Source organism: Streptomyces sp. L500 (assembly GCF_054551825.1).
Genome location: NZ_JBTOLC010000064.1, coordinates 1 through 26,577, shown reverse-complemented (window position 1 = coordinate 26,577; position 26,577 = coordinate 1). Strand labels below are relative to the sequence as shown.

The 26,577-nt window shown below is 76.1% G+C and carries 3 protein-coding genes; all 3 read right to left on the bottom strand.

Annotated elements, in window-relative coordinates:
- Positions 1-6,264 (bottom strand): type I polyketide synthase (locus ACX9I7_RS30480; protein WP_459389157.1); only part of this gene is annotated, 6,264 nt, incomplete at its 3' end.
- Positions 6,265-6,319: 55 nt separating this feature from the next.
- Positions 6,320-22,876 carry a type I polyketide synthase gene (locus tag ACX9I7_RS30475; RefSeq protein WP_459389156.1) on the bottom strand — a complete coding sequence of 5,519 codons (16,557 nt, stop codon included), beginning with the start codon at positions 22,874-22,876 and terminating at the stop codon, positions 6,320-6,322.
- Positions 22,877-23,063: 187 nt separating this feature from the next.
- Positions 23,064-26,577: type I polyketide synthase (locus ACX9I7_RS30470; protein WP_459389155.1), on the bottom strand; the 3,514-nt coding region annotated here is incomplete at its 5' end.

Here is a 26,577-nt window from a genome sequence, read left to right as displayed (position 1 = left end):
ACCCAGCGTCGTACCCGTACCGTGCGCCTCCACCGCATCCACATCAGAGGCCGACAACCCCGCGCTCGCCAGCGCTTGGCGGATCACCCGCTGCTGCGAGGGGCCGTTCGGCGCCGTCAGACCATTGGACGCGCCGTCCTGGTTGACCGCCGAACCGCGCACGATCGCCAGCACGCGGTGGCCATTGCGTCGCGCGTCCGACAGCCGCTCCAGGACGAGCATGCCGACGCCTTCCGCCCAGCCGACGCCGTCGGCGGCGTCCGCGAACGCCTTGGAGCGGCCGTCCGCCGCGAGGCCGCGCTGGCGGGAGAACTCCACGAACGTCGTCGGCGTCGACATGACGGTCACACCGCCGGCCAGTGCCAGCGAGCACTCGCCCGAGCGCAGCGCCTGCGCCGCCCAGTGGAGGGCGACCAGCGACGACGAGCACGCCGTGTCCACCGTCACCGCCGGGCCCTCCAGGCCGAAGGTGTACGACACCCGGCCCGAGGCGATGCTGGCGGCGCTGCCGTTGCCCCGGAAGCCCTCGAACTGGTCGCCGACCAGCATGTTCGCGTAGTCGTTGTACATGACGCCGGCGAAGACGCCGGTCCTGCTGCCGCGCAGCGACACCGGGTCGATGCCCGCGCGCTCGATCGCCTCCCAGGTCGTCTCCAGCAGCAGTCGCTGCTGCGAGTCCGTCGCCAGGGCCTCGCGCGGGCTCATCCCGAAGAATTCCGGGTCGAACCCGCCCGCCTCGTGGAGGAAGCCGCCGGAGCGGGTGTAGGAGGTGCCGGGGACGTCGGGGTCGGGGTTGTAGAGGGCCTCGACGTCCCAGCCGCGGTCGGTCGGGAAGCCGGAGACGGCGTCCACGCCCTCCGACACCAGCCGCCACAGGTCCTCGGGGCCGGTCACCCCGCCCGGGTAGCGGCAGCTCATGCCGACGATCACGATCGGGTCGTCGGCCACCGCCGGCAGCGTGCTCACGGCCGCCGAGGGCGCGGCCTCCGGCTCCGTGCCGAACAGCTCGTCCAGCAGGAAGGCCACCAGGGCCTCCGTGGTCGGGTAGTCGAAGACCACCGTCGCCGAGAGGCGCAGGCCCGTGGCCGCGTTCAGCCGGTTGCGGAGTTCGACGGCCGTCAGGGAGTCGAAGCCGAGGTCCTGGAAGGCGCGTGACGGGTCCACGGTGTCCGCGTCCGCGTGGCCGAGGACGACGGCGATCTGGCCGCGGACCAGGTCCTGGAGCACCTCCCGGCGCTCGACCGGGCCCAGCCCGGTCAGGCGGCCCACGAGTCCGGCGGCCGCCGCCGAGGCCGTCGCCGCCGAGCGGCGGGCGCGGCCCCGGACGAGGCCGCGCAGGAGAGCGGGGGCGTCGCCCTGGGCCCGCAGGGCGGGGAGGTCGAAGCGGACGGGCAGGACGATGGCGTCGTCCACCGTCAGCGCGGCGTCGAACAGGGCGACGCCTTCGGCGGGGGTGAGTTCGGGCATGCCCGAGCGGGCGATGCGCCGGATGTCGACGTCCGACAGGGTGCCGGTCATGCCGCCGTCCTGGGTCCACGGACCCCAGGGCATGGAGACGGCGGTGCGGCCGGTGGCGCGGCGGTGCTGGGCGAGCGCGTCGAGGAAGGCGTTGCCCGCCGCGTAGTTGGCCTGGCCGGGGCCGCCGAAGACTCCGGAGACGGAGGAGAAGGTGATGAAGGCGTCGAGGTCGAGGTCCCGGGTCGCCTCGTGGAGGTGCCAGGCGGCGTCGGCCTTCGGGCGGAGGACGGTGGCGAGCCGGTCGGGCGTCAGGGCCTCCACCACGCCGTCGTCCAGCACTCCGGCCGTGTGGATCACGGCCGCGACGCGGTGCCGGGAGACGAGGTCGTCCACCGCCGCCCGGTCCGTGACGTCGCACGCTTCGACGGTGACCTGGGCGCCCCGGTCGGTCAGTTCGCGGGCCAGTTCTTCGGCGCCTTCGGCGGCGGGGCCGCTGCGGCTGACGAGGAGGAGGTCGCGTACGCCGTGGGCGGTGACCAGGTGACGGGCGACGGCGCGGCCGAGGCCGCCCGTGCCGCCGGTGACGAGGACGGTGCCGTCCGGGGTCCAGGGGGTGACCGTGGTCTCCCGGTGCGTGGCCCGGGTCAGTCGCGCGGTGAGGAGCTCGCCGTCGCGGAGGAGCAGTTGCGGCTCGTCGGGGGTCAGGGCGAGGGCGTGCGGGAGTGCGGTGAGGCAGGCCGCCTCGTCGCCTTCCAGGTCGAGCAGGCCGAAGCGGTCCGGGTGCTCGGAGCGTGCCGAGCGCACGAGGCCCCACGCGGCCGCCGCGGCGAGGTCGTTGCCGGCCGTGGCTCCTCGGGTGACGAACACCAGCCGTGCCCCGGCGAACCGCTCGTCCGTCAGCCATGCCTGTACGAGTTCCAGCACCCGGGCCGTCACCGTGTGGACGGAGTCCACCACGGCGTCCGGGTATCCGTCGCCCGCCACGGGGACGAGCACCGTGTCCGGTACGTCGCCGGCCTCGGCCAGCGCCGCCAGGTCCGTGTGGTGGACGAACCGTTCGGGGTCGGTGACGGCGAACGTCTCGGTGCCCACGACCGTGACGCCGCCCGGTCGCGGCACGCCCCGGGGTGCGGGTGTCCAGCGCAGCTGGAACAGCGAGTCCCGGCCGATGGCGCCCGCCGTCGTGCCGGCGCCCGTCAGCCGGTCGGCGCGGTCGGCGGAGACCGCCCGCAGGACGAGCGTCTCGACGGAGGCGACGGGCCCGCCCTCGGTGTCGGCGACGGTCACGGACACCGAGTCGTCGCCCGTGCGGACGACGCGGACTCGGATCGCGGAGGCGCCGGAGGCGTGGAGGGTGACGCCCTCCCAGGAGAAGGGGAGGACGCCTCGTTCCATGCCGTTGAAGGCGGTGACGTGGAGGGCCGCGTCCAGCAGCGCGGGGTGGATGCCGTAGGCGGCGGCGTCGCCCTCACCCGTCTCGGGCAGGGACACCTCGGCGTACATCTCGTCGCCGCGCCGCCAGGCGCGGCGCAGGCCCTGGAAGAGCGGGCCGTAGTCGAAGCCGCCGACGGCCATCCGGTCGTAGAGGCCGGTCAGTTCGACGGGCTCGGCGCCGGCGGGCGGCCAGGCGGTCATGTCGAGGGCGGCCGGGGGCCGCTCCTCCCCCGTGCCGCCGATCACGCCGGTGGCGTGGCGGGTCCAGGGGCGTTCGCCGTCGCCTTCGGGGCGGGAGCGGGCGGTGAGGGTGCGGCGGCCGGTGCCGTCGGCGGGGCCGATGTGGAGTTGCAGCTGGACGCCGGTGCCGTCCTCGGGGAGGACGAGGGGCGCGGCGAGGGTGAGGTCCTCGATGCGGTCGCAGCCGACCTCGTCGGCGGCGCGGATGGCGAGTTCGACGAAGGCGGTGCCGGGCAGGAGGACGGAGCCCAGGACCATGTGGTCGGCGAGCCAGGGGTGGGTGCGGACCGACAGGCGGGTGGTGAGCAGCAGGCCGTCGCCGCCGTCGGGGAGTTCCACGGAGGCGGCGGCGCTGAGCAGCGGGTGGTCGGTCGCTTCGAGGCCGGCGGTGCCGACGTCGCCGGTGGCGGGGGCGGGTTCGGGCCAGTAGCGGCGGTGCTGGAAGGCGTACGTCGGGAGGTCCGTCCCCCGGGCCGCCGTGCCGGTGAAGAGGGCGCTCCAGTCGACGTCCACGCCCTGGACGGACAGGTGGGCGAGGGCGGTGACGAGTGCGGTCTCCTCCGGCCGGTCCTTGCGGAGGGCGGGGACGGCGGGCGTCTCGTCGGGGAGGGTTTCCCGGGCCATGGCGGAGAGGGTGCCGTCGGGGCCGAGTTCCAGGAAGCGGGTGACGCCTTCGGCGTGGAGGGTGCGGATGCCGTCGGCGAAGCGGACGGCTTCGCGGACGTGGCGGACCCAGTAGTCCGGGGAGCGCAGTTGGTCGTCGCCTGCGAGGCCGCCGGAGACGTTGGAGACGACGGTCAGGTCCGGGCGGGCGAAGGTCAGGGCGGCGACGGTGGTGCGGAAGTCGTCCAGCATCGGTTCCATCAGCGGGGAGTGGAACGCGTGGGAGACCCGCAGCCGGCTGGTCTTGCGGCCGTCGCCCTCGAAGTGGGCGCGCAGGCGTTCGACGGCGTCCTCGGCGCCGGAGATCACGACGGAGGACGGACCATTGACGGCGGCGATGGCCACGTCGTCGGTCAGCAGGGGCAGGACTTCGTCCTCGGTGGCGCGGAGGGCGGCCATGGCCCCGCCCCGCGGCAGGGCCTGCATGAGCCGGCCCCGGGCGGCGACGAGGGCGCAGGCGTCGGCCAGGGAGAGGACGCCCGCGACGTGGGCGGCCGTGATCTCGCCGAGCGAGTGCCCGGCGACGTACTCGGGGCGGACGCCCCAGGACTCCACGAGCCGGTACAGGGCGGCCTCGACGGCGAACAGCCCGGCCTGGGCGTACAGCGTCTGGTTGAGGAGGTCCTGGTCCGCGCCCCAGACCACTTCCCGCAGGGGCCGGTCCAGGTGTTCGTCCAGGGCGGCGCACGCGGCGTCGAAGGCGTCGGCGAACACGGGGAAGCGGGCGTGCAGTTCGCGGCCCATGCCCGGGCGCTGGGAGCCCTGGCCGGAGAAGAGGAAGGCCGTTCTGCCCGGGGTGGCCGCGCCCTGGACGAGGCCGGTGTCGGGTTCGCCGGAGGCGAGTGCCGTCAGGGCCCGGGTGAGGGTTTCGGCGCCGTCGCCGAGGACGACGGCGCGGTGCGGGAAGCCGGCCCGGGTCGTCGCCAGGGAGAAGCCGACGTCGAGGGGGTGCCCATCGGTGCGGTCCAGCAGGCGGGCGGCCTGGGCGCGCAGGGCGGCTTCCGTCTTGCCGGAGAGGACCCAGGGCACCACGCCCGGGGTCACGGCGGGTTCCCGCTCCTCGGCGGCGGGCTCGGGCTCGGGTTCGGCCTGCTCCAGGATGACGTGGGCGTTGGTGCCGCTGATGCCGAAGGCGGAGACGCCGGCGCGGCGCGGGCGGCCGGTGGCGGGCCAGTCGAGGCGCTCGGTGAGCAGTTCGACGGCGCCGGCCGTCCAGTCCACGTGCGAGGTGGGCTCGTCGACGTGGAGGGTGCGCGGCAGGACGCCGTGACGCATCGCCATGATCGTCTTGATGACGCCGGCGACGCCGGCCGCGGCCTGGGCGTGGCCGATGTTGGACTTGATGCCGCCGAGGCGCAGCGGCCGGTCGGCGGGCCGGTCCTGGCCGTAGGTGGCGAGGAGCGCCTGGGCCTCGATGGGGTCGCCCAGCGTCGTACCGGTGCCGTGGGCCTCGACGGCGTCGACCTGGTCGGGGGTGAGCTGGGCGTTGGCGAGGGCGGCGCGGATGACGCGCTGCTGGGAGGGGCCGTTGGGGGCGGTGAGGCGGCTGCTGGCGCCGTCCTGGTTGACGGCGGTGCCGCGGACGACGGCGAGGACGCGGTGGCCGTTGCGGCGGGCGTCGGAGAGGCGTTCGACGAGGAGGACGCCGACGCCCTCCGCCCAGCCGGTGCCGTCGGCGCCTTCGGCGAAGGGCTTGCAGCGGCCGTCGGGGGCGAGTCCGCGCTGGCGGGAGAACTCGGTGAAGAGGCTGGTGGTGGGCATCACGGCGACGCCGCCCGCCAGGGCGAGGGAGCATTCGCCGGAGCGCAGGGCGCGGACGGCGAGGTGGAGGGCGACGAGGGAGGAGGAGCAGGCCGTGTCGACGGTGACGGCCGGGCCTTCGAGGCCGAGGGTGTAAGCGATGCGGCCGGACAGGACGCTGGTGGCGCCGCCGGTGAGCAGGTGCCCCTCGGTCTCGTCGGTGCGGGAGGCGAGCGAGCCGTAGTTGGTGTCGGCGCCGCCGACGAAGACGCCGGTGTCGCTGCCGCGCAGGGAGGCGGGGTTGATGCGGGCGCGTTCGACGGCCTCCCAGGCCGATTCGAGGAGCAACCGCTGCTGGGGGTCCATGGCCAGCGCCTCGCGGGGGGCGATGCCGAAGAGTTCCGCGTCGAAGTCGGCCGCTCCGGTGAGGAAGCCGCCCTGGCGCACATAGCTCTTGCCGGGCTTGCCGGGCTCGGGGTCGTAGAGGGCGTCGAAGTCCCAGCCGCGGTCGGTGGGTACGTCGCCGACCGCGTCGACGCCGCCGTCGACGAGCCGCCACAGGTCCTCGGGGGAGGCGACGCCGCCGGGGAAGCGGCAGGCCATGCCGACGACGGCGATGGGCTCGCTGTCCCTGGCCTCGACGGTCTCCAGCCGCTGCTTGGCTCGCCGCAGGTCCGCGGTGACGCGCTTGAGATAGTCCCGGAGCTTGTCTTCGGTGCTGCTGGTCATGGTGCTTGCTTCCTCCCAGTCCGGAAAAAGGGTGTTTTTCGACTGACTGGGCTTGTCAGGCGAGGCCGAGTTCTTTGTCGATGAGGTCGAACATCTCGTCGTCGGTCTCGGCGGCTTCGAGGTCGGAGGCGGCGGGGTCGGCGGCCGTGGGGTCCTCGGCCGTCGTGCCGTCGTCGTCGGCGTCGAGCTTCCACTGGAGTGACTTCAGGCGCTGGAGCAGCCGGGTGCGGGCCTCGCCGTCGAGTTCGCTCGCGGCCACGGCGGCTTCCAGGAGGCCGAGTTCGGTGAAGACGGGCGCGGCCTCGCCGGTGCCGTCGGCGCCGGGGGCGAGGTCGAGCCGTTCGCGGAGGTGGCGGACGAGGCCAAGCGGGGTCGGGTGGTCGAAGATCGCCGTGGTGGGCAGCCGCAGCCCGGTCTCGGCGTTGAGCCGGTTGCGCAGTTCGACGGCGGTGAGCGAGGTCATCCCCAGGTCGAGGAAGCCGCGTTCGGCGTCGACGGCGTCGGCGGAGCCGTGGCCGAGGACGGTGGCGACGTGCCCGGCGACGAGCCGCAGCAGCAGGGCTTCCTGCTTCGCCGCGCTCAGCCCGGCCAGCCGTTCGGCGATCCCCGTCTCGCGGGCACCGTCCCCGCCGCCGCTCGCGGCACGCCGCACGGGGGTGCGGACGAGGGCCCGCAGCAGCGGGGGGACGCCGGCGGGGGCGGAGGCGGCCAGGGCGCGCGGGTCGAGCCGGACCGGCACGAGGAGGGCGCTGTCGACGCCGGAGGCGGCGTCGAGCAGGTCCAGTCCGTGGCCGGTCGGCATCGGGAGCATGCCGGAGCGGGCGAAGCGGTCGAGGTCCACGTCGTCCAGGGTGGCCGTCAATCCACTCGATTCTTCCCAGTATCCCCACGCGAGGGACACGGCGGGCAGGTCCTGGGCGCGGCGGTGGTGGGCGAGGGCGTCGAGGAAGGCGTTGGCAGCGGCGTAGTTGGCCTGGGCCATGCCGCCGGCGACGCCGGCGAAGGAGGAGAAGAGGACGAAGGCGGAGAGCCCGGCCTCGCGGGTGAGCTCGTGGAGGTGCCAGGCGGCGTCGGTCTTGGGCCGCAGCACCCGTTCGGCCTGATCGGGGGTCAGGTTCTCCAGGAGTCCGTCGTCGAGGACGCCCGCGGCGTGGACGACGGCGGTCAGCGGGTGTTCGGCCGGGATGGCGGCGAGCACGCGGGCGAGGTCGGTGCGGTCGGCGGCGTCGCAGGCGACGACGGTGGCTTCCGCGCCCAGGGCGGCCAGTTCCTCGCGCAGTTCCCGGGCGCCGGGGGCGTCGGGGCCGCGGCGGCCGGTGAGGAGCAGGTGGCGGACGCCGTGCCGATTGACGAGGTGCCGGGCGACGTGGCCGCCGAGCGTTCCCGTGCCACCGGTGATCAGCACGGTGCCCTCGCCGGTGGGGTTCCACTCCCACACGGGGGTGTCCGTGAGGTCGGCCGGGTCGGTGCGGACCAGGCGCGGGACGGTCACCGTGCCACCGCGAACGGCCAGTTGGCTCTCCCCCGCCGCGTCGGCCGCGGCGAGGGCCGGGGCCAGGGCGGCGGTGGAGCGGTCGTCGCCGTCGAGGTCGGCGAGGACGAAGCGCCCGGGGTGCTCGGTCTGCGCGGAGCGCACCAGGCCCCACAGGGTGGCCTCGGCCGGGACGGGCACCGCGTCGTCGGGGCCGGTGGCGACGGCGCCTTCGGTGACGAGGACGAGCCGGGAGCCGGCGAACCGCTCGTCGCCGAGCCAGGACTGGACGAGGGCGAGGCCGTCCCGGACCATCCGGTGGGCGGCCTCGGGGACGTCCCCGGAGCCTCCGGGGGCCGGCCGCAGCAGGACGGTCCGGGGTGCGGGGTCCCCGGCGTCGAGGGCCGCTCCGAGGGCGGTGAGGTCGGTGTACGCGCGGACGGGCGCACCGGACCGTTCCAGCGCCGCCACCGGGGCCGTGTCGCCGAGGACCGCGAAGTCCGCGAGCTCCTGCGACGTTTCGAAAGCGAGCGGCGTCCAGTTCACCCGGTGGAGGGCGTCGTGCCGTGCCCGGCCCGTGGTGGTGAGCCGGTCGGCGGTGAGCTCCCGCGTCGTCACGGCTTCGGCGACGGCCACGGGCGTACCCGTGGTGTCCCACGCGGTCAGCGACAGCGTGTCGTCGTCGCCCGCCGGGGCGAGCCGCACCCGGAGGCGGTCGGCGCCGGTGGCGAGGACCGTGGCGCCCCGCCAGTCGGCCGGGAGCGCGGGGGTGCCCTCGGGGTCGCGGAGGGTGAGGAGCGCCTGGAGGAGGGCCGGGTGGAGGCGGAAGCCGGAGGCACCTGCCCGGTCCTCGTCGGCCAGGGCGACCTCGGCGTACAGCTCGCCGTCGCCCTGCCAGAGCGCGCGGACCGTGCGGAACGCCGGCCCGTGGTCGTGGCCGTGGGCGGCGAGCGTGTCGAGGAGGGCGTCGAGATCGACCGGGCGGGCGGCCGTGGGCGGCCAGGTGACGGGCGCCGGGGCGGCGGGGGCGGCCGGTCCCGCGGTCAGGGTGCCGGTGGCGTTCCGCGTCCACGGCGCGTCCGCGCCGCCCGGGCGCGTGTGCACGGTGACCGGGCGCCGCCCGTCGCCGTCCGGCGCGCCGACGGCCACCTGGACGTCGGTGGTGCCCTGCCCGGTCAGGGCGACCGGCAGGTGTTCGGTGAGCTCGTGGACGGTCCCGGAGCCCGCCTCGTCGCCCGCGCGCACGGCCCATTCGAGCAGGAGCGTGCCGGGGACGACGGCGGAGCCGTGGACCGTGTGACCGGCGAGCCAGGGGTGGGAGGCGAGGCCGACGGTTCCGGTGAGGACGGTGCCGTCGTCGGCGAGGGCCACGGCCGTGCCCAGACCCGCCGGGTCGGCGGAGCCCGACGGCTCCAGCCAGAAGCGCTCGCGCTGGAAGGCGTAGGTGGGCAGTTCGACGGGGCGGCCGCCCGCGACGGGGCCGGCCCAGTCGACGGGCAGGCCGTGGACGTGGGCCTCGGCCAGGGAGGTCAGCAGGCGCTCGGCCCCGCCGTCGTCGCGGCGCAGCGAGCCGAGGGCGACGGCGTCGGCCTCCGCGTCGGCGACGGTGTCCTCGATGCCCATGGTCAGGACGGGGTGGGGGCTGCACTCGACGAACACGTCGTGGCCCTGGGCGAGGAGCGCGCGCAGCGCGTCCTCCAGCCGTACGGTGCGGCGCAGGTTCCGGTACCAGTAGGCGGCGTCCAGACGGTCGTCGTCGCCATCGCCGGCGCCGAGCCAGTCGCCGGTGACGGTCGAGAAGAACGGCACGTCGCCCGGGGCGGGCGCGAGGCCGTCGAGGTCGGCGAGGAGGGTGTCGTGGATCCGCTCGACCTGGGCGGAGTGGGAGGCGTAGTCGACGGGGATCCGCTTGGCGCGGACGCCGTCGGCCGCGCACTCGGCGAGGAGTTCGTCGAGGGCCGTGTCGTCGCCGGAGACGACGACGCTGGAGGGGCCGTTGACGGCGGCGACGGACAGATCGTCGCCCCAGCGTGCGAGGCGGTCGGTGACGTCGGCGTGCGCGGCGGTCACGGACACCATGCCGCCGTGGCCGGAGAGCTCCTTCGCGATGGCCAGGCTGCGCAGGGCGACGACCTTGGCCCCGTCCTCCAGGGACAGCGCCCCGGCGACGCAGGCGGCGGCGATCTCGCCCTGGGAGTGGCCGAGGACGGCGGCGGGGCGGACGCCGTGGGCCCGCCACACCTCCGCGAGGGAGACCATGACCGCCCACAGCGCGGGCTGGGCCACGTCCACTCGGTCGAGCCCCGGCGCGTCCGCGTCGCCGCGCAGGACGGCGGTCAGGGACCAGTCGGTGTACGGGGCGAGGGCGCGTTCGCAGGCGGCGACGCGGTCCGCGAAGACGGTGGAGGCGGCGAGGAGCTCGGTGCCCATGCCGGCCCACTGGGAGCCCTGGCCGGGGAAGACGAAGACGGCCTTGCGCTCGCGGGAGCCGGTGAAGCCGCCGTGGACGGTCGCGGTGGCGGGCTCGCCCTCGGCGAGGGCGCGCAGCCGCTCGGTGAGCCGCTCGCGGCCGGCGCCGACGACCACCGCCCGGTGTTCGAGCGTGGAGCGCCGGGTGGCGAGGGAGAACGCGACGTCGAGGGGGTTCGCGTCCGGGTGCTTCTCCAGGTGGGCGAGCAGGGCGCGGGCCTGGCCCCGCAGCCCGCGCTCGCTGCGGGCCGACAGCAGCCACGGGACCGTGGCCTCCGAGGGTTCCGGCGTGCTCTCCGCCGGTGCTTCCGTATCGGCGGGGGCCTGTTCGAGGATGACGTGGACGTTGGTGCCGCTGATGCCGAACGAGGACACGCCGGCCCGGCGCGGCCGGTCGTTCCCGGGCCAGTCGACGGCCCGGTCCAGCAGGCTCACCGCGCCCGCGCTCCAGTCGACGTGCGGGGACGGCTCGTCGATGTGGAGGCTGCGCGGCAGGACGCCGTTGCGGATCGCGAGGACCATCTTCATCACGCCCGCGACACCCGCTGCGGCCTGCGTGTGGCCGATGTTGGACTTCACCGAGCCCAGCCACAGCGGCCGGTCCTCCGGCCGGTCCTGGCCGTAGGTGGCCAGCAGCGCCTGGGCCTCGATCGGGTCGCCCAGGCTGGTGCCGGTGCCGTGGGCTTCCACGGCGTCGACGTCGGCGCTCTTCAGGCCGGCGTTGGCGAGGGCCTGGCGGATGACGCGCTGCTGCGAGGGGCCGTTCGGGGCGCTCAGGCCGTTCGACGCGCCGTCCTGGTTGACCGCGCTGCCGCGGAGGACGGCCAGCACGGGGTGGCCGTTGCGCCGCGCGTCCGACAGCCGCTCGACGAGGAGCAGGCCGACGCCCTCGGAGAACCCGGTGCCGTCGGCGCTCGCGGCGAAGGGCTTGCAGCGGCCGTCGCCGGCGAGGCCGCGCTGGCGGGCGAAGTCGGTGAACAGGCGCGGCGAGGACATGACGGTCACACCGCCGGCCAGCGCCAGCGTGCACTCGCCCTGCCGCAGCGACTGGGCGGCCATGTGGAGGGCGACCAGCGACGACGAGCAGGCCGTGTCGACGGTCACCGCCGGGCCCTCCAGGCCCAGGGCGTAGGCGACGCGACCGGAGACGACGCTCATGGCGTTGCCGTTGTTCACGTACCCGGCGAGTTCCTCGGGGATCTCGGGGATCCGGGCGAGGTAGTCGCTGGAGGCCAGTCCGGCGAAGACGCCGGTGCGGCTGCCGCGTACGGACCTCGGGTCGATGCCGGCGCGTTCGAAGGTCTCCCACGCGGTCTCCAGCAGCAGGCGCTGCTGCGGGTCCATGGCGAGGGCCTCGCGCGGCGAGATGCCGAAGAACGCCGCGTCGAACTCGGCGGCGTCGTACAGGAAGCCGCCCTCGCGGGTACGGGAGGAACCTGTGCCCTCGGGCACGGAGGCGTAGACCGCGTCCGGGTCCCAGCCGCGGTCCTCGGGGAAGCCGGCGATGGCGTCGGTGCCGGAGGCCAGCAGCTCCCACAGGTCCTGGGGCGAGCGGACGCCGCCGGGCAGCCGGCAGGCCATGCCCACGACGGCGATCGGCTCGTCGGCGGCGGAGGCGGCGGCCGTCTCGTCACCCGGGGCACTGTCGGGGAGGCCGCCCGCGAGCTCGCCGTCGAGGTAGGCGGCGAGGGCGGCCGGGGCCGGGTAGTCGAAGGCGAGGGTGGCCGGGAGGCGCAGGCCGGTGGCGGTGCCGAGCCGGTTGCGGAGCTCCACGGAGGTGAGCGAGTTGAAGCCCAGGTCGCGGAAGGCCCGTTCGGCGGGGACGAGGCTCGTGTCCGTGTGGCCGAGGACGGCCGCGACGCACCCGCTGACGAGCTCCAGCAGGTGGGCGCGGCGGTCGGCGGCGGGCAGGCCCGCGAGCCGCTGCCGGAGCGCGTCGGTGCCGGAGGCGGGCCGTGCGGCGCCGGCCGCGCGCCGCGCGGTGGCGGTGCCTCCCCGGTACAGGCCGCGCAGCAGGGCGGGGAGTTCGGCCGCGTGGCGGGCGCGCAGCACGGAACCGTCGAGGCGGACGGGGACGAGCAGGGGCCTGCGGGCGGCGAGGGCGGCGTCGAAGAGGGCGAGGCCGTCGGCCGTGGAGAGGGTGAGCGCGCCCGACTGGCGGGCCCGCGCGCGATCGCCGTCGTCGAGGTGCGCGGTCATCTCGCTGGCCTGTTCCCACAGGCCCCAGGCGAGGGAGGTGGCGGGCAGGCCCTGGACGCGGCGGTGCTGGGCGAGGGCGTCGAGGTAGGCGTTGGCGGCCGCGTAGTTGCCCTGGCCGGCCGAGCCGAAGACGCCGGCGGCCGAGGAGAACAGCGCGAAGGCGGCGGGGTCGTGGGGCGCGGTGAGCTCGTGGAGGTGGCGGGCGGCGTCGGCCTTGGCGCGCAGGACGCCGGAGAGCCGGTCCGGGGTCAGGGAGGTGATCACGCCGTCGTCGAGGACGCCGGCGGCGTGGACGACGGCGGTCAGCGGGTGTTCGGCGGGGATGCCGGCCAGCAGCGCGGCGAGCGCGTCGCGGTCGGCGGTGTCGCAGGCGGCGACGGTGACGTGGGCGCCCAGGGCGGTCAGTTCGTCGCGGAGCTCGGGGGCGCCGGGGGCGCTCGTGCCGCGCCGGCTGGTGAGCAGCAGGTGCCGGGTGCCGTGGTGGGTGACGAGGTGGCGGGCCAGCAGGCCGCCGAGTTCGCCGGTGCCGCCGGTGATCAGCACGGTGCCGTCGGGGTCCCAGGGGCGGGGCACGGTGAGGACGACCTTGCCGACGTGGCGGGCCTCGGACACGAAGCGGAAGGCCTCGCGGGCGTGCTGGACGTCCCAGGTGGTGACGGGCAGCGGCCGCAGCGTCCCGTCCTCGAACAGGGCGACGAGCTCGGCGAGCATCTCGTGGATGCGCTCGGGCCCGGCCTCGATCAGGTCGAACGCCCGGTAGGCGACGCCCTCGTGGTCCCGGGCGACGTCGGCGGCGTCGCGGATGTCCGTCTTGCCCATCTCGATCAGCCGGCCGCCGGGGGGCAGCAGGCGCAGCGAGGCGTCGACGAAGTCGCCGGCGAGGGAGTTGAGGACGACGTCCACGCCCCGGCCGCCGGTGGTCTCCCGGAAGTGGTCCTCGAAGTCGAGGGTGCGGGAGGAGGCCAGCTTGTCGGCGGGCCAGCCCTCGGCGCGCAGCAGGTCCTGCTTGTGGGTGCTGGCGGTGCCGAGGACGTCGGCGCCCCAGTGGCGGGCCAGTTGGGCGGCGGCCATGCCGACGCCGCCTGCGGCGGCGTGGATGAGGACGGTCTCCCCGGCGGTGAGGCCGGCGAGGTCGCGCAGGGCGTAGTAGGCGGTGAGGAACACCACGGGGACGGCGGCGGCCTGCTCGAAGGACATGCCGCGCGGCACGGGCGCGAGGACGCGGTGGTCGGCCACGGCCAGCGGGCCGAAGCCGCCGGGCACCATGCCCATGACGCGGTCGCCGACGGCGATGCCCTCGACTCCGGGCCCGGTCTCGACGACGACGCCGGCCGCCTCCGAGCCGAGGAATTTTGCTCCGCCGGGGTACATGCCGAGGGAGTTGAGGACGTCGCGGAAGTTCAGGCCGGCGGCCCGGACGGCGATGCGGACCTGGCCGGGCTCCAGGGGGGCGGCGGCCTCGGGGCAGGGCGTCAGCGCGAGGTTGTCGACGGTGCCCTTCTCGGGGATGTCCAGCCGCCACGGTTCCTGGCCGTCGGGGACGGGCAGGGGCGCGTGGGTGTGGGTGCGGACGAGGCGGGGCGCGTGGGCGGTGCCCTGGCGGAGCGCCAGCTGGGGTTCGTCGGCGTCGGTGACGAGGGCGGGCAGCGGCAGCCAGGAGCCGGCGTGGGCGTCGACGTCGGCGAGGACGATCCGGCCGGGGTGCTCGGACTGCGCCGAGCGCAGCAGGCCGCGCACGGCGGCGGCCGGCAGGTCCCGGACGTCCTCGCCGGTGTGGGTGGCGACGGCGTTCCGGGTGACGACGACGAGGCGGGTGTCGGCGAACCGTTCGTCGGCGAGCCACGCCTGGACGAGCGCGAGCGCGCCTTCGAGCGCGGCGCCCGGCGCGTCGTCCGGGTGGCCGCGGCCGGTGACGAGGACCGCGATCACGTCGGGCACGGGCCCGGCGGACGCGGCCAGGTCCGCGAGACCGTCCCACGCGGTGACGGCCACATCGGCGCCGACGAGGGCGCTGGCCGCCGCACCGTCCGGGTCGGGCCCGATCAGGGCCCAGGCGGCGGGCCGGCCCTCGGCGTGGCCGGTGCCGGGGCGGTCGGTGCCGACGGGGCCGGCGTCGGCGCGACCCGCGTCAGCGGTCCGCGTGCCCGTCAGCGGCGTCCACTCGACGTGGAACAGCGCTTCGCGCGCGGCGTGGGCGGCCGGGTCGAGGAGGGCGGCCGGGACGGGGCGTACGGTCAGCCGGTCGACGGTGGCGACCGGGCTGCCGGTGCCGTCGGCCATGGTCACGGCGATGGCGTCCGGTCCGGCGGGGGCGATCCGTACGCGCAGCAGGGTGGCGCCGGTGGCGTGGAGGGTGACGCCGGTCCAGGAGAAGGGCATGCCGGGGCGGCCGTCCCCGGCGTCGAGCGGGCCGAGTCCGGCCGGGTGGAGGGCGGCGTCCAGCAGGGCGGGGTGGAGGCCGAAGCGGGCGGCGTCGGTGCGGGCCCGTTCGGGCAGCTCCACCTCCGCGTACACGTCCGTGCCGTGCCGCCAGGCGGCCCGTACGCCCTGGAAGACCGGGCCGTAGCCGTAGCCGCGCTCGGCGAGCGTGGTGTAGAAGCCGTCCACGGCGAGCGCCTCGGCGCCCTTCGGCGGCCAGGCGGTGAGTTCCTGGGGCGCCGCCGGGGCGGTGGGGGCGAGGGTGCCGGTGGCGTGCTCGGTCCAGGTGTCCTCGGTGGTGCGGGCGTGGAGGGTCACCGGGCGGTGCCCGGACTCCTCGGGGGCGCCGACGGCGATCTGCACCCGGATCTCGCCGCGCTCGGGCAGGACGACGGGGGCGTGGAGGGTGAGTTCGTCGACGTGGCCGCAGCCGAGCTCGTCGCCGGCGCGGATCACGGCCTCGACGAGGGCGGCGCCGGGTACGACGACCGTGCCGGACACGGCGTGGTCGGCGAGCCAGGGGTGGGTGCGCACGGACCAGCGCGCGGTGGCCATCAGCCCGCCGCCGCCCGCGAGTTCCACGGACGCGCCCAGCATCGGGTGCTCGGGCGACTCCAGCCCGGCGGAGGCCACGTTGCCCGCGCCCTCGACGACGCGCGGCCAGTACCGCTGCCGCTGGAAGGCGTACGTGGGCACCTCAACACGCGGGGTGCCCGTGAACAGCGTGGACCAGTCCACGGGGACACCGTGCGTCCAGGCGTCGGCGAGCGCGGCGCGGAAGCGGGCGGGCCCGCCGTCCTCGCGGCGCAGGGTGCCCGTCGCGGCGGCGGTCACGCCGGTGTCGGCGGCGGTCTCCTGCACCCCGGCGATGACCACCGGGTGGGGGCTGACCTCGATGAAGGACCGGTGCCCGGCGCGCAGCAGCGCCCGCGTGGTCTCCTCGAACTCGACGGTCTGCCGCAGGTTGCGGTACCAGTAGGCGGCGTCGAGCGTGGTCGTGTCGACGGGCTCGCCGGTCACCGTCGAGTAGAACGGGATCTCGGCGGCGCGCGGCGTGACGGGGGCCAGCAGGGCCAGCAGTTCGTCGTGGATCCGCTCGACCTGGGCGGAGTGGGAGGCGTAGTCGACGGGCACGCGCCGGGCGCGCACGCCGTCGCGCTCGCAGTCGGCGAGGAGTTCGTCGAGGGCGCCGGGCTCGCCGGAGACGACCACGGAGGCGGGGCCGTTGACGGCCGCGACGGAGACCCGCTCGCCCCAGGCGCGGATGCGTGTCCGCACGGCGTCGGCGGGCTGGGCGACGGACACCATGCCGCCGTCGCCGGACAGGGCGCGGGCGATGGCCTGGCTGCGCAGGGCGACGACGCGGGCCGCGTCGTCCAGGGTCAGGGCGCCCGCGACGCAGGCGGCGGCGATCTCGCCCTGGGAGTGGCCGAGGACGGCGGCGGGCTCGACGCCGTGCGTGCGCCACAGCGCGGCCAGCGACACCATCACGGCGAACAGCGCGGGCTGGACGACGTCCACCCGGTCGAGGGACGGCGCGTCGGGGGCACCCCGCAGGACGTCCGGCAGCGACCAGTCGACGTACTGGGACAGCGCGGCGCCGCATTCGGCGAGGCGTTCGGCGAAGGCCGGGGAGGTGTCGAGGAGCTCGAGGGCCATGCCGGCCCACTGGGAGCCCTGGCCGGGGAAGACGAACACCGGTCCCCGGTCGCCCTCGGCGGTGCCGTCGAGGACGTGCGGTGAGGGCAGCCCGGCGGCCAGCGCGTCGAGCGCGGCGAGGAGTTCGCCGGTGTCGCCGCCGTCGGTGACGACGGCGGCCCGGTACTCCAGGGCCGCGCGGCCGGTCGCCAGCGCGTGCGCGACGCCGGGGACGTCGGGCGCCTCGGCGGCACGGACGTACTCGGCCAGCAGGCGTGCCTGGTCGCGGAGGGCGTCCCCGGTCTTCGCGGAGAGCAGCCACGGGCCCGGGGCGGCGGGGGCCTCGGTCACGGGCTCGTCCGCCGGGGCCTCCGCCGGGGCCTGTTCGAGGATGATGTGGGCGTTGGTGCCGCTGATGCCGAAGGAGGACACGCCGGCCCGGCGGGGCCGGTCGTCGCCGGGCCACTCGGTGGGTTCGGCGAGCAGGGCGACGGCACCGTCGGTCCACTCGACGTGCGGGGTGGGCTCGTCGATGTGGAGGCTCTTCGGCAGGAGGCCGTGGCGCATGGCCAGGACCATCTTCATCACGCCCGCGACGCCTGCGGCGGCCTGCGTGTGGCCGATGTTGGACTTCACCGAGCCCAGCCACAGCGGCCGGTCGGCGTCACGGTCCTGACCGTAGGTGGCCAGCAGCGCCTGCGCCTCGATCGGGTCACCGAGCGTCGTACCCGTGCCGTGGGCCTCCACGGCATCCACATCGGCAGCCGCCAGGCCCGCGTTGGCCAGCGCCTGGCGGATGACGCGCTGCTGCGAGGGGCCGTTCGGGGCGCTCAGTCCGTTCGACGCGCCGTCCTGGTTGACCGCGCTGCCGCGGACGACCGCCAGCACCGGGTGGCCGTTGCGCCGCGCGTCCGACAGCCGCTCCACCAGCAGCAGGCCGACGCCCTCGCTCCAGCCCGTGCCGTCGGCGGCGGCCGCGAAGGGCTTGCACCGGCCGTCGGCGGCGAGCCCGCGCTGCCGGGAGAACTCCACGAAGGAGTAGGGGGTGGACATCACCGTCACGCCGCCCGCGAGGGCGAGCGTGCATTCGCCCTGCCGCAGCGACTGGGCGGCCATGTGCAGGGCGACCAGCGACGACGAGCAGGCCGTGTCGACGGTGACGGCCGGGCCCTCGAAGCCGAAGGTGTAGGCGACGCGGCCGGAGACCACGCTCATGGCGTTGCCGGTCAGCAGGTGGCCCGCGACCTCGTCGCGGGTGCCGTCGAGGATGGTCTGGTAGTCGTTCGAGTTGGTGCCGGCGAACACGCCGGTGCGGCTGCCGCGCAGGGACGTCGGGTCGATGCCGGCCCGTTCGAGGACCTCCCAGGTGGTCTCCAGCAGGAGCCGCTGCTGCGGGTCCATGGCCAGGGCCTCGCGGGGCGAGATCCCGAAGAACCCGGCGTCGAAGCCGGCCGCGTCCGTGAGGAAGCCGCCCTCGCGGACGTAGCTGGTGCCCTGGTGGTCGGGGTCGGGGTGGTGGAGCCCGGCGGTGTCCCAGCCCCGGTCCTCGGGGAAGGGGGTGATGCCGTCGGCGCCCTCGGCGAGGAGCCGCCAGAAGTCCTCCGGGGAGTTGGCGCCGCCGGGGAAGCGGCAGGCCATGCCGACGATCGCCACGGGCTCGTCGAGGAGGGCGGCAGCGTCGGCCTGTTCGAGTGCGGCGCCCGTCGCGCCCAGGACCTCGGTGCGCAGGAGCGCGGCCACGGCGGCGGCCGTGGGGTGGTCGAAGAGGAGGGTGGCGGGCAGCCGTACCCCTGTCGCGGCGGAGAGGCGGTTGCGCAGCTCGACGGCCGTCAGGGAGTCGAAGCCCAGGTCGCGGAAGGCCCGTCCCGCGTCGATGCCGTCGGGTGAGGCGTGGCCGAGGACCTTGGCGATCTCCTCGCGGACGAGGTCGACGAGCAGCCGGTCCTGTTCGGCGGCCGGGCGGCCGGTGAGGCGGTCGCGCAGCGGCGAGCCGCCGGGTGCGGTGCCCGGGGTACGGCCGGCTTCGCGGGTCCGGCGGGCCTCGGGCACGCCGTCGATCAGGGGGCAGGGGCGGGTGGCGGTGAGGGCGGCGGCGTAGGGGGCCCAGTCGATGTCGGCGACGGTGGTGTGGGCCGTGCCCCGGGCGACGGCCTGCCGCAGGGCGGCGAGGGCGGGGGCGGGGGCCATGGGCCGCAGCCCGTCGCGGCTCATGCGTCCGGCGAGGGCGTCGTCGGTGGCCATGCCGTCGCCCGCCCACGGGCCCCAGGCCACGGAGGTGGCGGCCAGGCCCTGGTGGCGGCGCTGTTCGGCGAGGGCGTCGAGGCAGGCGTTGGCGGCGGCGTAGTTGGCCTGGCCGGCGTTGCCGATGACGCCGGTGATCGAGGAGAAGAGCACGAACATGTCCAGGTCCCGGCCCTGGGTCAGCTCGTGGAGGTGGCGGGCGGCCTCGGCCTTGGGGCGCAGGACGGTCGCGAGGCGCTCGGGGGTGAGGGTGGCCAGGACGCCGTCGTCCAGGACGCCGGCGGCGTGGACGACGCCGGTGAGGGGGGTGTCGTCCGGGACGTCCGCGAGGAGCGCGGCGAGCGCGTCGCGGTCGGCGGCGTCGCAGGCGGCGAGGGTGACGCGGGTGCCGTGCGCGGTGAGTTCGGCGGCCAGTTCGCGGGCGCCGGGGGCGTCCGCGCCGCGCCGGCCGGTGAGCAGCAGGTGTTCGGCGCCGGCCTCGGCGAGGGTACGGGCCACGCGGGCGCCCAGGGCGCCCGTGCCGCCGGTGATGAGGATCGTGCCGTGGACGGGCCAGGCGGTGTCCGTGTCGGCGGCGGCGGCCGGGACGCGCTCCAGGCGGCGGGCGAGGGTTCCGGCGGGGCGGAGGGCGATCTGGTCCTCGCGGCCGTCGGCGAGCACGCCGAGGAGGGCGGAGAGGGCTCGCGCGTCGGTGTGTTCCGGGAGGTCGATCAGTCCGCCCCAGTTGCCGGGGTGTTCGAGGGCGGCCACGCGGCCGAGTCCCCACAGCTGTGCCTGGGTGAGGCTCGTCGGTGCCTCGGTGGCGTCGGTGGCCACGGCGCCCCGGGTGGCGCACCACAGGGCGGCGGTGGTGCCGGCGGTTTCCAGGGCGGTCAGGAGCGCGGTGGTCGTGGTGAGGGCGAGCGGTACGGACGGGTGCTCGGGGTGGGGGCGTTCGTCGAGGGCGAGCAGGGACAGCACGCCGGTCACGGGCCCGGCGGCGAGGGCGGCGGTGAGCGCGTCGCGGTCGGCGGTGGCGTCGCCGGTCAGGGTCAGCTTGTCGGCGCGCGGGCCGGCCGGGCCGGTGAGCGCGTCGATCCAGCGGTCCGCCGCCTCGCCGGTGACGGCGGGTACGGCGAGGAGCCAGCGGCCGGCGGGGGTGCGGTCGGTGCCGGTGGTGACCGGGGTCCAGGTGGTGCGGTAGCTCCAGCCGTCGACGGTGGCGCGGGTGGTGCGGCGGCGGCGCCAGGACGCGAGGGCGGGCAGGATGCCGCCGAGGGTGGTGGCGTCGTCGCCGTCGAGGGCGAGGACGTCGGAGAGGGTGCGGGTGTCCTCGCGTTCGACGGCCGCCCAGAAGTCGTCGTCGACGGCGTCGGCCGGGGCGGGGGCCGTGTCGGTGCCGCCGGGGGCGTCGGCGGCGTTCAGCCAGTACCACTGCCGCTGGAAGGCGTAGGTGGGCAGGTCGACGCGCGTGGCGTCGACGCCGGCGAAGGAGGCGGCCCAGTCGACGCGGACGCCGCGCGCCGAGGCCGCCGCGAGGCCCTCGGCGAGGGCGCGGGCCTCGGGGCGGTCGCCGCGCAGCAGGGGCACGGCCACGGCCGCGCCGGCGGTGGTCAGGCAGCCCTCGACCAGCGGGGTGAGCACCCCGCCCGGGCCGACCTCGACGAAGGCCGTCACGCCCGCGTCCTCCAGGGCCCGTACGGCGTCGGCGAAGCGGACGGTCGCGCGGACTTGGCGGACCCAGTACTCGGGGGAGGTCAGCTCGTCCGCGCCGGCGAGCGCGCCCGTGACGGTGGAGACGACGGGGACGCGCGGGGCGTGGTAGGTGAGGCCCTCGGCGACGCGACGGAAGTCGTCCAGCATGGCGTCCATGCGCGGCGAGTGGAAGGCGTGGCTGACCCGCAGCCGCTTGGTGCGGCGGCCCTCGGCCTCCCAGCGGGCGGCGAGGCGGGTGACGGTGTCCTCGTCGCCGGAGACGACGACGGAGCGCGGCCCGTTGACGGCCGCGACGGAGACCTGGTCGTCGAGTCCGGTGAGCGAGGCGCGGATCTCGTCCTCGCCGGCCTCGACGGCCAGCATCGCCCCGCCCTCGGGCAGCGCCTCCATCAGACGGGCGCGGGCGGCCACGAGCCGGGCGGCGTCGGGGAGGGAGAGGACGCCCGCCACGTGGGCGGCGGACAGCTCGCCGATGGAGTGGCCGCCGACGAACTGCGGGGTGACGCCCCAGGACTCGACGAGCCGGTGGAGGGCCACCTCGACGGCGAACAGGGCGGTCTGCGTCCAGCCGGTCCGGTCCAGCAGCGCGGCCTCGGCCGTGCCCTCCCCGGCGAGGACGATCTCGCGCAGCGGGCGGTCCAGCAGCGGGTCGAGCTCCGCGCACACCGCGTCGAAGGCCTCGGCGAACACGGGGTAGGTGCGGTGGAGTTCCCGGCCCATGCCGGGGCGCTGCGAGCCCTGCCCGGCGAAGAGGAACGCCGTGGGGGTCTTCTTGGCGGCGGTGCCGGTGACGAGCCCGTTCGCGGTCCGGCCCTCGGCGAGGGCGTCCAGCCCGGCCAGGGCCTCCTCGCGGCCGTCGGCCACGACGAACGCCCGGTGCTCCATCAGGGGCCGGCCGGCCGCGAGGGAGAAGGCCGCGTCGGCGGGGGCGAGCCCGGGGTGGGCGCGCAGATGCCGGGCGAGGCGCACGGCCTGCGCCCGCAGGGCCTCCTCGGAGCGGGCCGACAGGGCCCACGGCAGCGCGGCGGGCCGCACGGCGGCGACGGGCGCCGGCGCTTCCGGCTGCTCCACGGGCTCCGGTTCCGGGGCCTGTTCGATGATGACGTGGGCGTTGGTGCCGCTGACACCGAAGGAGGAGACGGCGGCGCGGCGCGGCCGGCCGGTCTCCGGCCAGGTCTCCGGGCCGGTCAGCAGCCGGGCGTGGCCGGACGTCCAGTCGACGTGGGGGGTGGGCTCGTCGAGGTGGAGGGTCTTCGGCAGGAGGCCGTGGCGCATGGCCAGGACCATCTTCATCACGCCCGCGACACCGGCGGCGGCCTGGGTGTGCCCGATGTTGGACTTGAGCGAGCCGAGGAGGACAGGCTGGTCGGCGGGGCGCTGCCGGCCGTAGGTGGCGAGCAGGGCGTGGGCCTCGATGGGGTCGCCCAGGGTGGTGCCGGTGCCGTGGGCCTCGACGGCGTCGATCTCGTGGGCGGTGAGTTCGGCGTTGGCGAGGGCCTGGCGGATGACGCGCTGCTGGGACGGCCCGTTGGGGGCGGTCAGGCCGTTGGACGCGCCGTCCTGGTTGACGGCCGAGCCACGGATGACGGCCAGCACGGGGTGGCCGTTGCGCCGCGCGTCCGACAGCCGCTCCACCAGCAGCAGGCCGACGCCCTCGCTCCAGCCCGTGCCGTCGGCGGCGGCGGAGAAGGGCTTGCACCGGCCGTCGGGGGCGAGCCCGCGCTGCCGGGAGAACTCGACGAACATCTGCGGGGTGGACATCACGGTCGCCCCGCCCACCAGCGCCATCGCGCACTCGCCCTGGCGCAGCGAGTGCACCGCGAGGTGGAGGGCGACCAGGGAGGAGGAGCAGGCGGTGTCGACGGTGAGGGCGGGGCCTTCGAGGCCGAGGACGTAGGAGATGCGGCCGGAGGCGACGCTGATGGCGTTGCCGGTCAGCAGGTGGCCGCCGACCTCGTCGGTGCGCCGGACGGCGCCCAGCGAGACGGCGCCCGGGTCGTAGCCGCCGGGGCCGGTGCCGACGAAGACGCCGGTGCGGGTGCCGGCCAGGGACGCCGGGTCGATGCCGGCGCGTTCGACGACCTCCCACGCGGTCTCCAGGAGGAGCCGCTGCTGCGGGTCCATGGCCGTCGCCTCGCGGGGCGATATGCCGAAGAACGCGGGGTCGAACTCGCCCGCGTCGTGGAGGAAACCGCCCTCGCGGGCGTAGCTGGTGCCCTGGTGGGAGGGGTCGGGGTCGTAGAGGCCGTCGAGGTCCCAGCCGCGGTTGGCGGGGAAGGCGGTGACGGCGTCGACGCCGCCCTCGACCAGCTCCCACAGCTCCTCGGGGGTGCGGACGCCGCCGGGGTAGCGGCAGCCCATGGCGACGATGGCGATGGGCTCGCGCTGCCGCCGCCGGGTCTCGCCGAGTTCCTCGCGGGTCTCGTGAAGGTCGGCGATGGCACGCTTGAGGTACTCGCGGAGCTTGCCCTCATTCGACATCAGGATGTCAACCCCTCGCTGATCTGCCGGTCTTGGGGAGCGGACTGCCGACTGCCGACACTCACGTCTGACCCGTTGCAAGGCCATCCTGATCGAGGTCGACTGCGGGTTTCCCTAGATGCGGGCGCGAGGGGACGTTCCGGAGCACCGCGGCGGGCGGCCCGGGGCCGCCCGCCGTGGTCGTGCGTCAGGCGCCGGTGATCGCCCCCAGCCAGTCCTCCATGATCGCGGCCGTGGCGGCGGAGTCCTCCCGGACCATCGAGAGGTGGTCGGCGTCGACCATGCGGACGTGCGCCGACGGGATCAGCGGCTCCTGCGCCGCGCCGGCCGCCCCGCCCGTGCCGAGCGCCTCGGACTCCGTGCCCAGCAGCTGCCGGTCGCACTGGATCATCAGGACGGGCGCGGTGGTCGGGTGCACCTCCAGCCGGTTGAGCAGGACCATCCAGCGGCCCATCGCCGAGAGCCGGGAGTTCGTCATCCGCACCGGTGACGCGTCGCGGCCCGCGAAGTTGAGCCGCATCATGCCCGCGTAGTCGACGCCCTCGTCGCTGTTGTGCTGGATGCTGAGGGTGTCCAGCAGGACGACGGCCTCCGGCCGGATGCCCCAGGTGCTCTCCAGCAGCCCGGCGGCCGCGTAGGCGAACGAGCCGCCGGAGGAGTGGCCGACGAGGACGAACGGGGCGCCGTCGCTCGCGCGCAGCGCGCTCTCCGCGATCACCCGCGTGGCGCTCTCGGGCGTCGCCGGCAGCCGCTCACCGGTGGCGAAGCCGATCAGCGGCAGCGCCGACACGTCCCGCCGGCCCCGGAAGTGCGCGGCGAGCCGCGCGTACTGGTGGACGCCGCCGTTGGCGGTGGGCGCGCTCACACAGATCAGCTTCGGCCCGTCCGGGCCCTCGGCGAGGGTCGCCGGCAGCGGCAGGTCCTCCAGCTCGGCCGTCGCCTCGAACGTCGGGCGCAGCGCCGCGACGGCCGCCAGCATCTTCTGGGCCTCCGGCATCTTGCCGTTGGTCATCGCGTCGAGGAACAGCCGCTCCAGCGAGTCGATCTCCGGCTCGCCGGACGGGATCCGCAGCCCCTCCCCCTCCGGCGTGCCGTCCGGGCCGGGCTGCGAGGCGAGCTCGCTGCGCAGCCAGACGGCCAGGTCGGCGGGCGTCTTGCTGTCGAAGACGAGCGTCGCGGGCAGTCGCAGCCCGGTGGCGGAGCTGAGCCGGTTGCGGAGCTCGACGGAGGTCAGGGAGTCGAAGCCCAGCTCGTAGAAGTCGCGCCGCTCGCCGATCTCCTCGACGGAGGCGTGGCCGAGGACGGCCGCCGCCTCGGTGCGGACGAGGTCGACGACGTGCCGCACGCGGTCGGCCTCCGCCATCTCCAGCAGCCGCCGGGTGAACGAGGCGGGCGTGCCGGAGCCGCCCGAGGCGGTCGCGGCGGCCCGCCGGCCGCCCTTGACCAGGCCCCGGAACAGCGGCGGCACATCACCCACGGGCCGCATGCTCCCGGCGGCCAGCCCCAGCGGCACGACGAGCGGCTCGTCGGAGCCGAGGGACGAGAAGAACAGGTGGAGGCCCTGTTCGACCGTCAGGGGCGGCATTCCGCCGCTCTGCATCCGCTGGACGTCGGCCTCGCTGAGCTTGCTGGTCATACCCGCGTCCTGGGCCCACGGGCCCCACGCCAGCGACATCCCGGCGAGGCCCCGGTCCCGGCGGTGCCGGGCGAGGAGGTCCAGGAAGACGTTGGCGGCGGCGTAGTTGCCCTGGCCGGGGCTGCCCATGGTGCCCGCGACGGACGAGAAGGTGATGAAGGCGGCGAGGTCGAGGCCCTCGGTGAGCTCGTGGAGGTGCCACGCGGCGTCGACCTTCGGACGCAGGACGCCCGAGAGCCGGTCCGGGGTCAGCGAGGTGATCACGCCGTCGTCGAGGACACCGGCCGTGTGGATCACGGCGGTCAGCGGACGGGCGGCCGGGACCGCCGCGAGCAGCTCGCGGGCCGCGTCGCGGTCCGCCGTGTCACAGGCCATGAGGGTGGGCTCCGCGCCCAGCGCCCGCAGCTCCTCGGCCAGTTCCGCCGCGCCGGGCGCGGCGGGGCCGCGCCGGCTGGTCAACAGCAGGTGCCGGACGCCCGAGGCGGCGAGCCGCCGGGCGAGATGCCCACCCAGGGCGCCCGTGCCACCGGTGATGAGCACGGTCCCGTCGGCGGGCCAGGGCACCTGGCCGGCGGCCGGGGCCGCGTCGGCGGTGGCGGAGGAGGAGGTGGCGGAGGCCGTGGCGGTGGCGGTGGGCAGCTGGGCCAGGCGGCCCACCCGCACCTCGCCGCCGCGCACGACGAACTGGGCGTCCCCGCTGGCCAGCAGGCCCGGCAGGACCGGGAGCAGCGCGGCCGGGTCGGCGTCGGCGTCCAGATCGAGGAGGACGAACCGGTCGGGGTGCTCCGCGTGCGCCGAGCGCACCAGGCCCCAGACCGTACCGGCGGCCAGGTCCGCGACGCCGTCGTCCGCACCGGCGGAGACGGCACCACGGGTGACGAAGACGAGCCGGGAGGCGGCGTACCGGTCGTCGGCCAGCCACTGCTGGAGGAGCTGGAGGACACGGCCGGTCAGGGCGTGGACGGCGGCGGGGAGGTCGTCAGGCGCGTCGCCGCCGGCGGCGGTGCCGGAGAGGTGGACGAGGACCAGGTCCTCGCCGCCCTCGACGCCCGCCAGGGACACGGTCCCGTCGGCGCCCGTGCCGAGCGTCACCGACCGCACGCTCCGGTCGGCGCGCACCTCGGGCGCCGGGACCCAGTCCACCCGGAACAGCGGATCGCGTCCCCGGGCAGCGGAAACCTCCGCCGAAGGAGCGCTCAGCGTCAGGGATTCCGCTGACAGAACGGGCGCGCCATCGGCGTCGACCGCGGCGAGGGACACGGTGTCCGCACCGGTACGGGCGATCCGGGCGCGCAGCACGGAGGCGCCGGCGGCGTGCAGGGAGACCCCGCTCCAGGCGGCGGCCTGCGGGATGACGTCCTCTTCGCCGGCGCCCACGAAGGCGGCGGCGTGGGTGACCGTGTCGAGCAGCGCCGGGTGCAGCCCGAAGTACCGGGCGTCGTCGGCGGAGTCACCGGGCAGCCCAGCCTCGGCGAACACCTCGTCACCACGGACCCAGACCGCCCGCAGGCCCTGGAGGACCGGACCGTAGTGCGTGTCGTCGTAGAAGCCGTCCAGGTCGACGGCGGTGGCGCCAGCGGGCGGCCAGGTGGAGGCGTCGAAGTCCGCGACCCGCTCGCCGGAGGCGAGGACGCCGGTGGCGTGCTCGGTCCACGGCTGGTCGAGCGCGTCCTCGGGCCGGGAGTGAACGCGGATCGGGCGGGCCCCTGCCTCGTCCGGCGCGCCGATCCACACCTGGAGCGCCAGCGCGGAGGCGTCGGTGAGCGCGAGCGGCGTGGTCACGGTCAGCGTCTCGACCCGGTCGCAGCCGACCTGGTCGCCCGCGCGCACCGCGATCTCCACGAACCCGGCAGCGGGCATGACGGCCGCACCGCCCACCGTGTGATCGGTGAGCCAGCCGTGCACCAGCAGCGAGAGCCGACTCGTGAACAGCACCCCACCGGCCTCCGCGAGCGACACGGCGGCACCGAGGAGGGGGTGGTCCGCGGGGACCAGACCCGCCGACGTCACATCACCGCTGAGCGCGGCGGGGCGAGGCCAGTAGCGCTCGTGCTGGAAGGCGTAG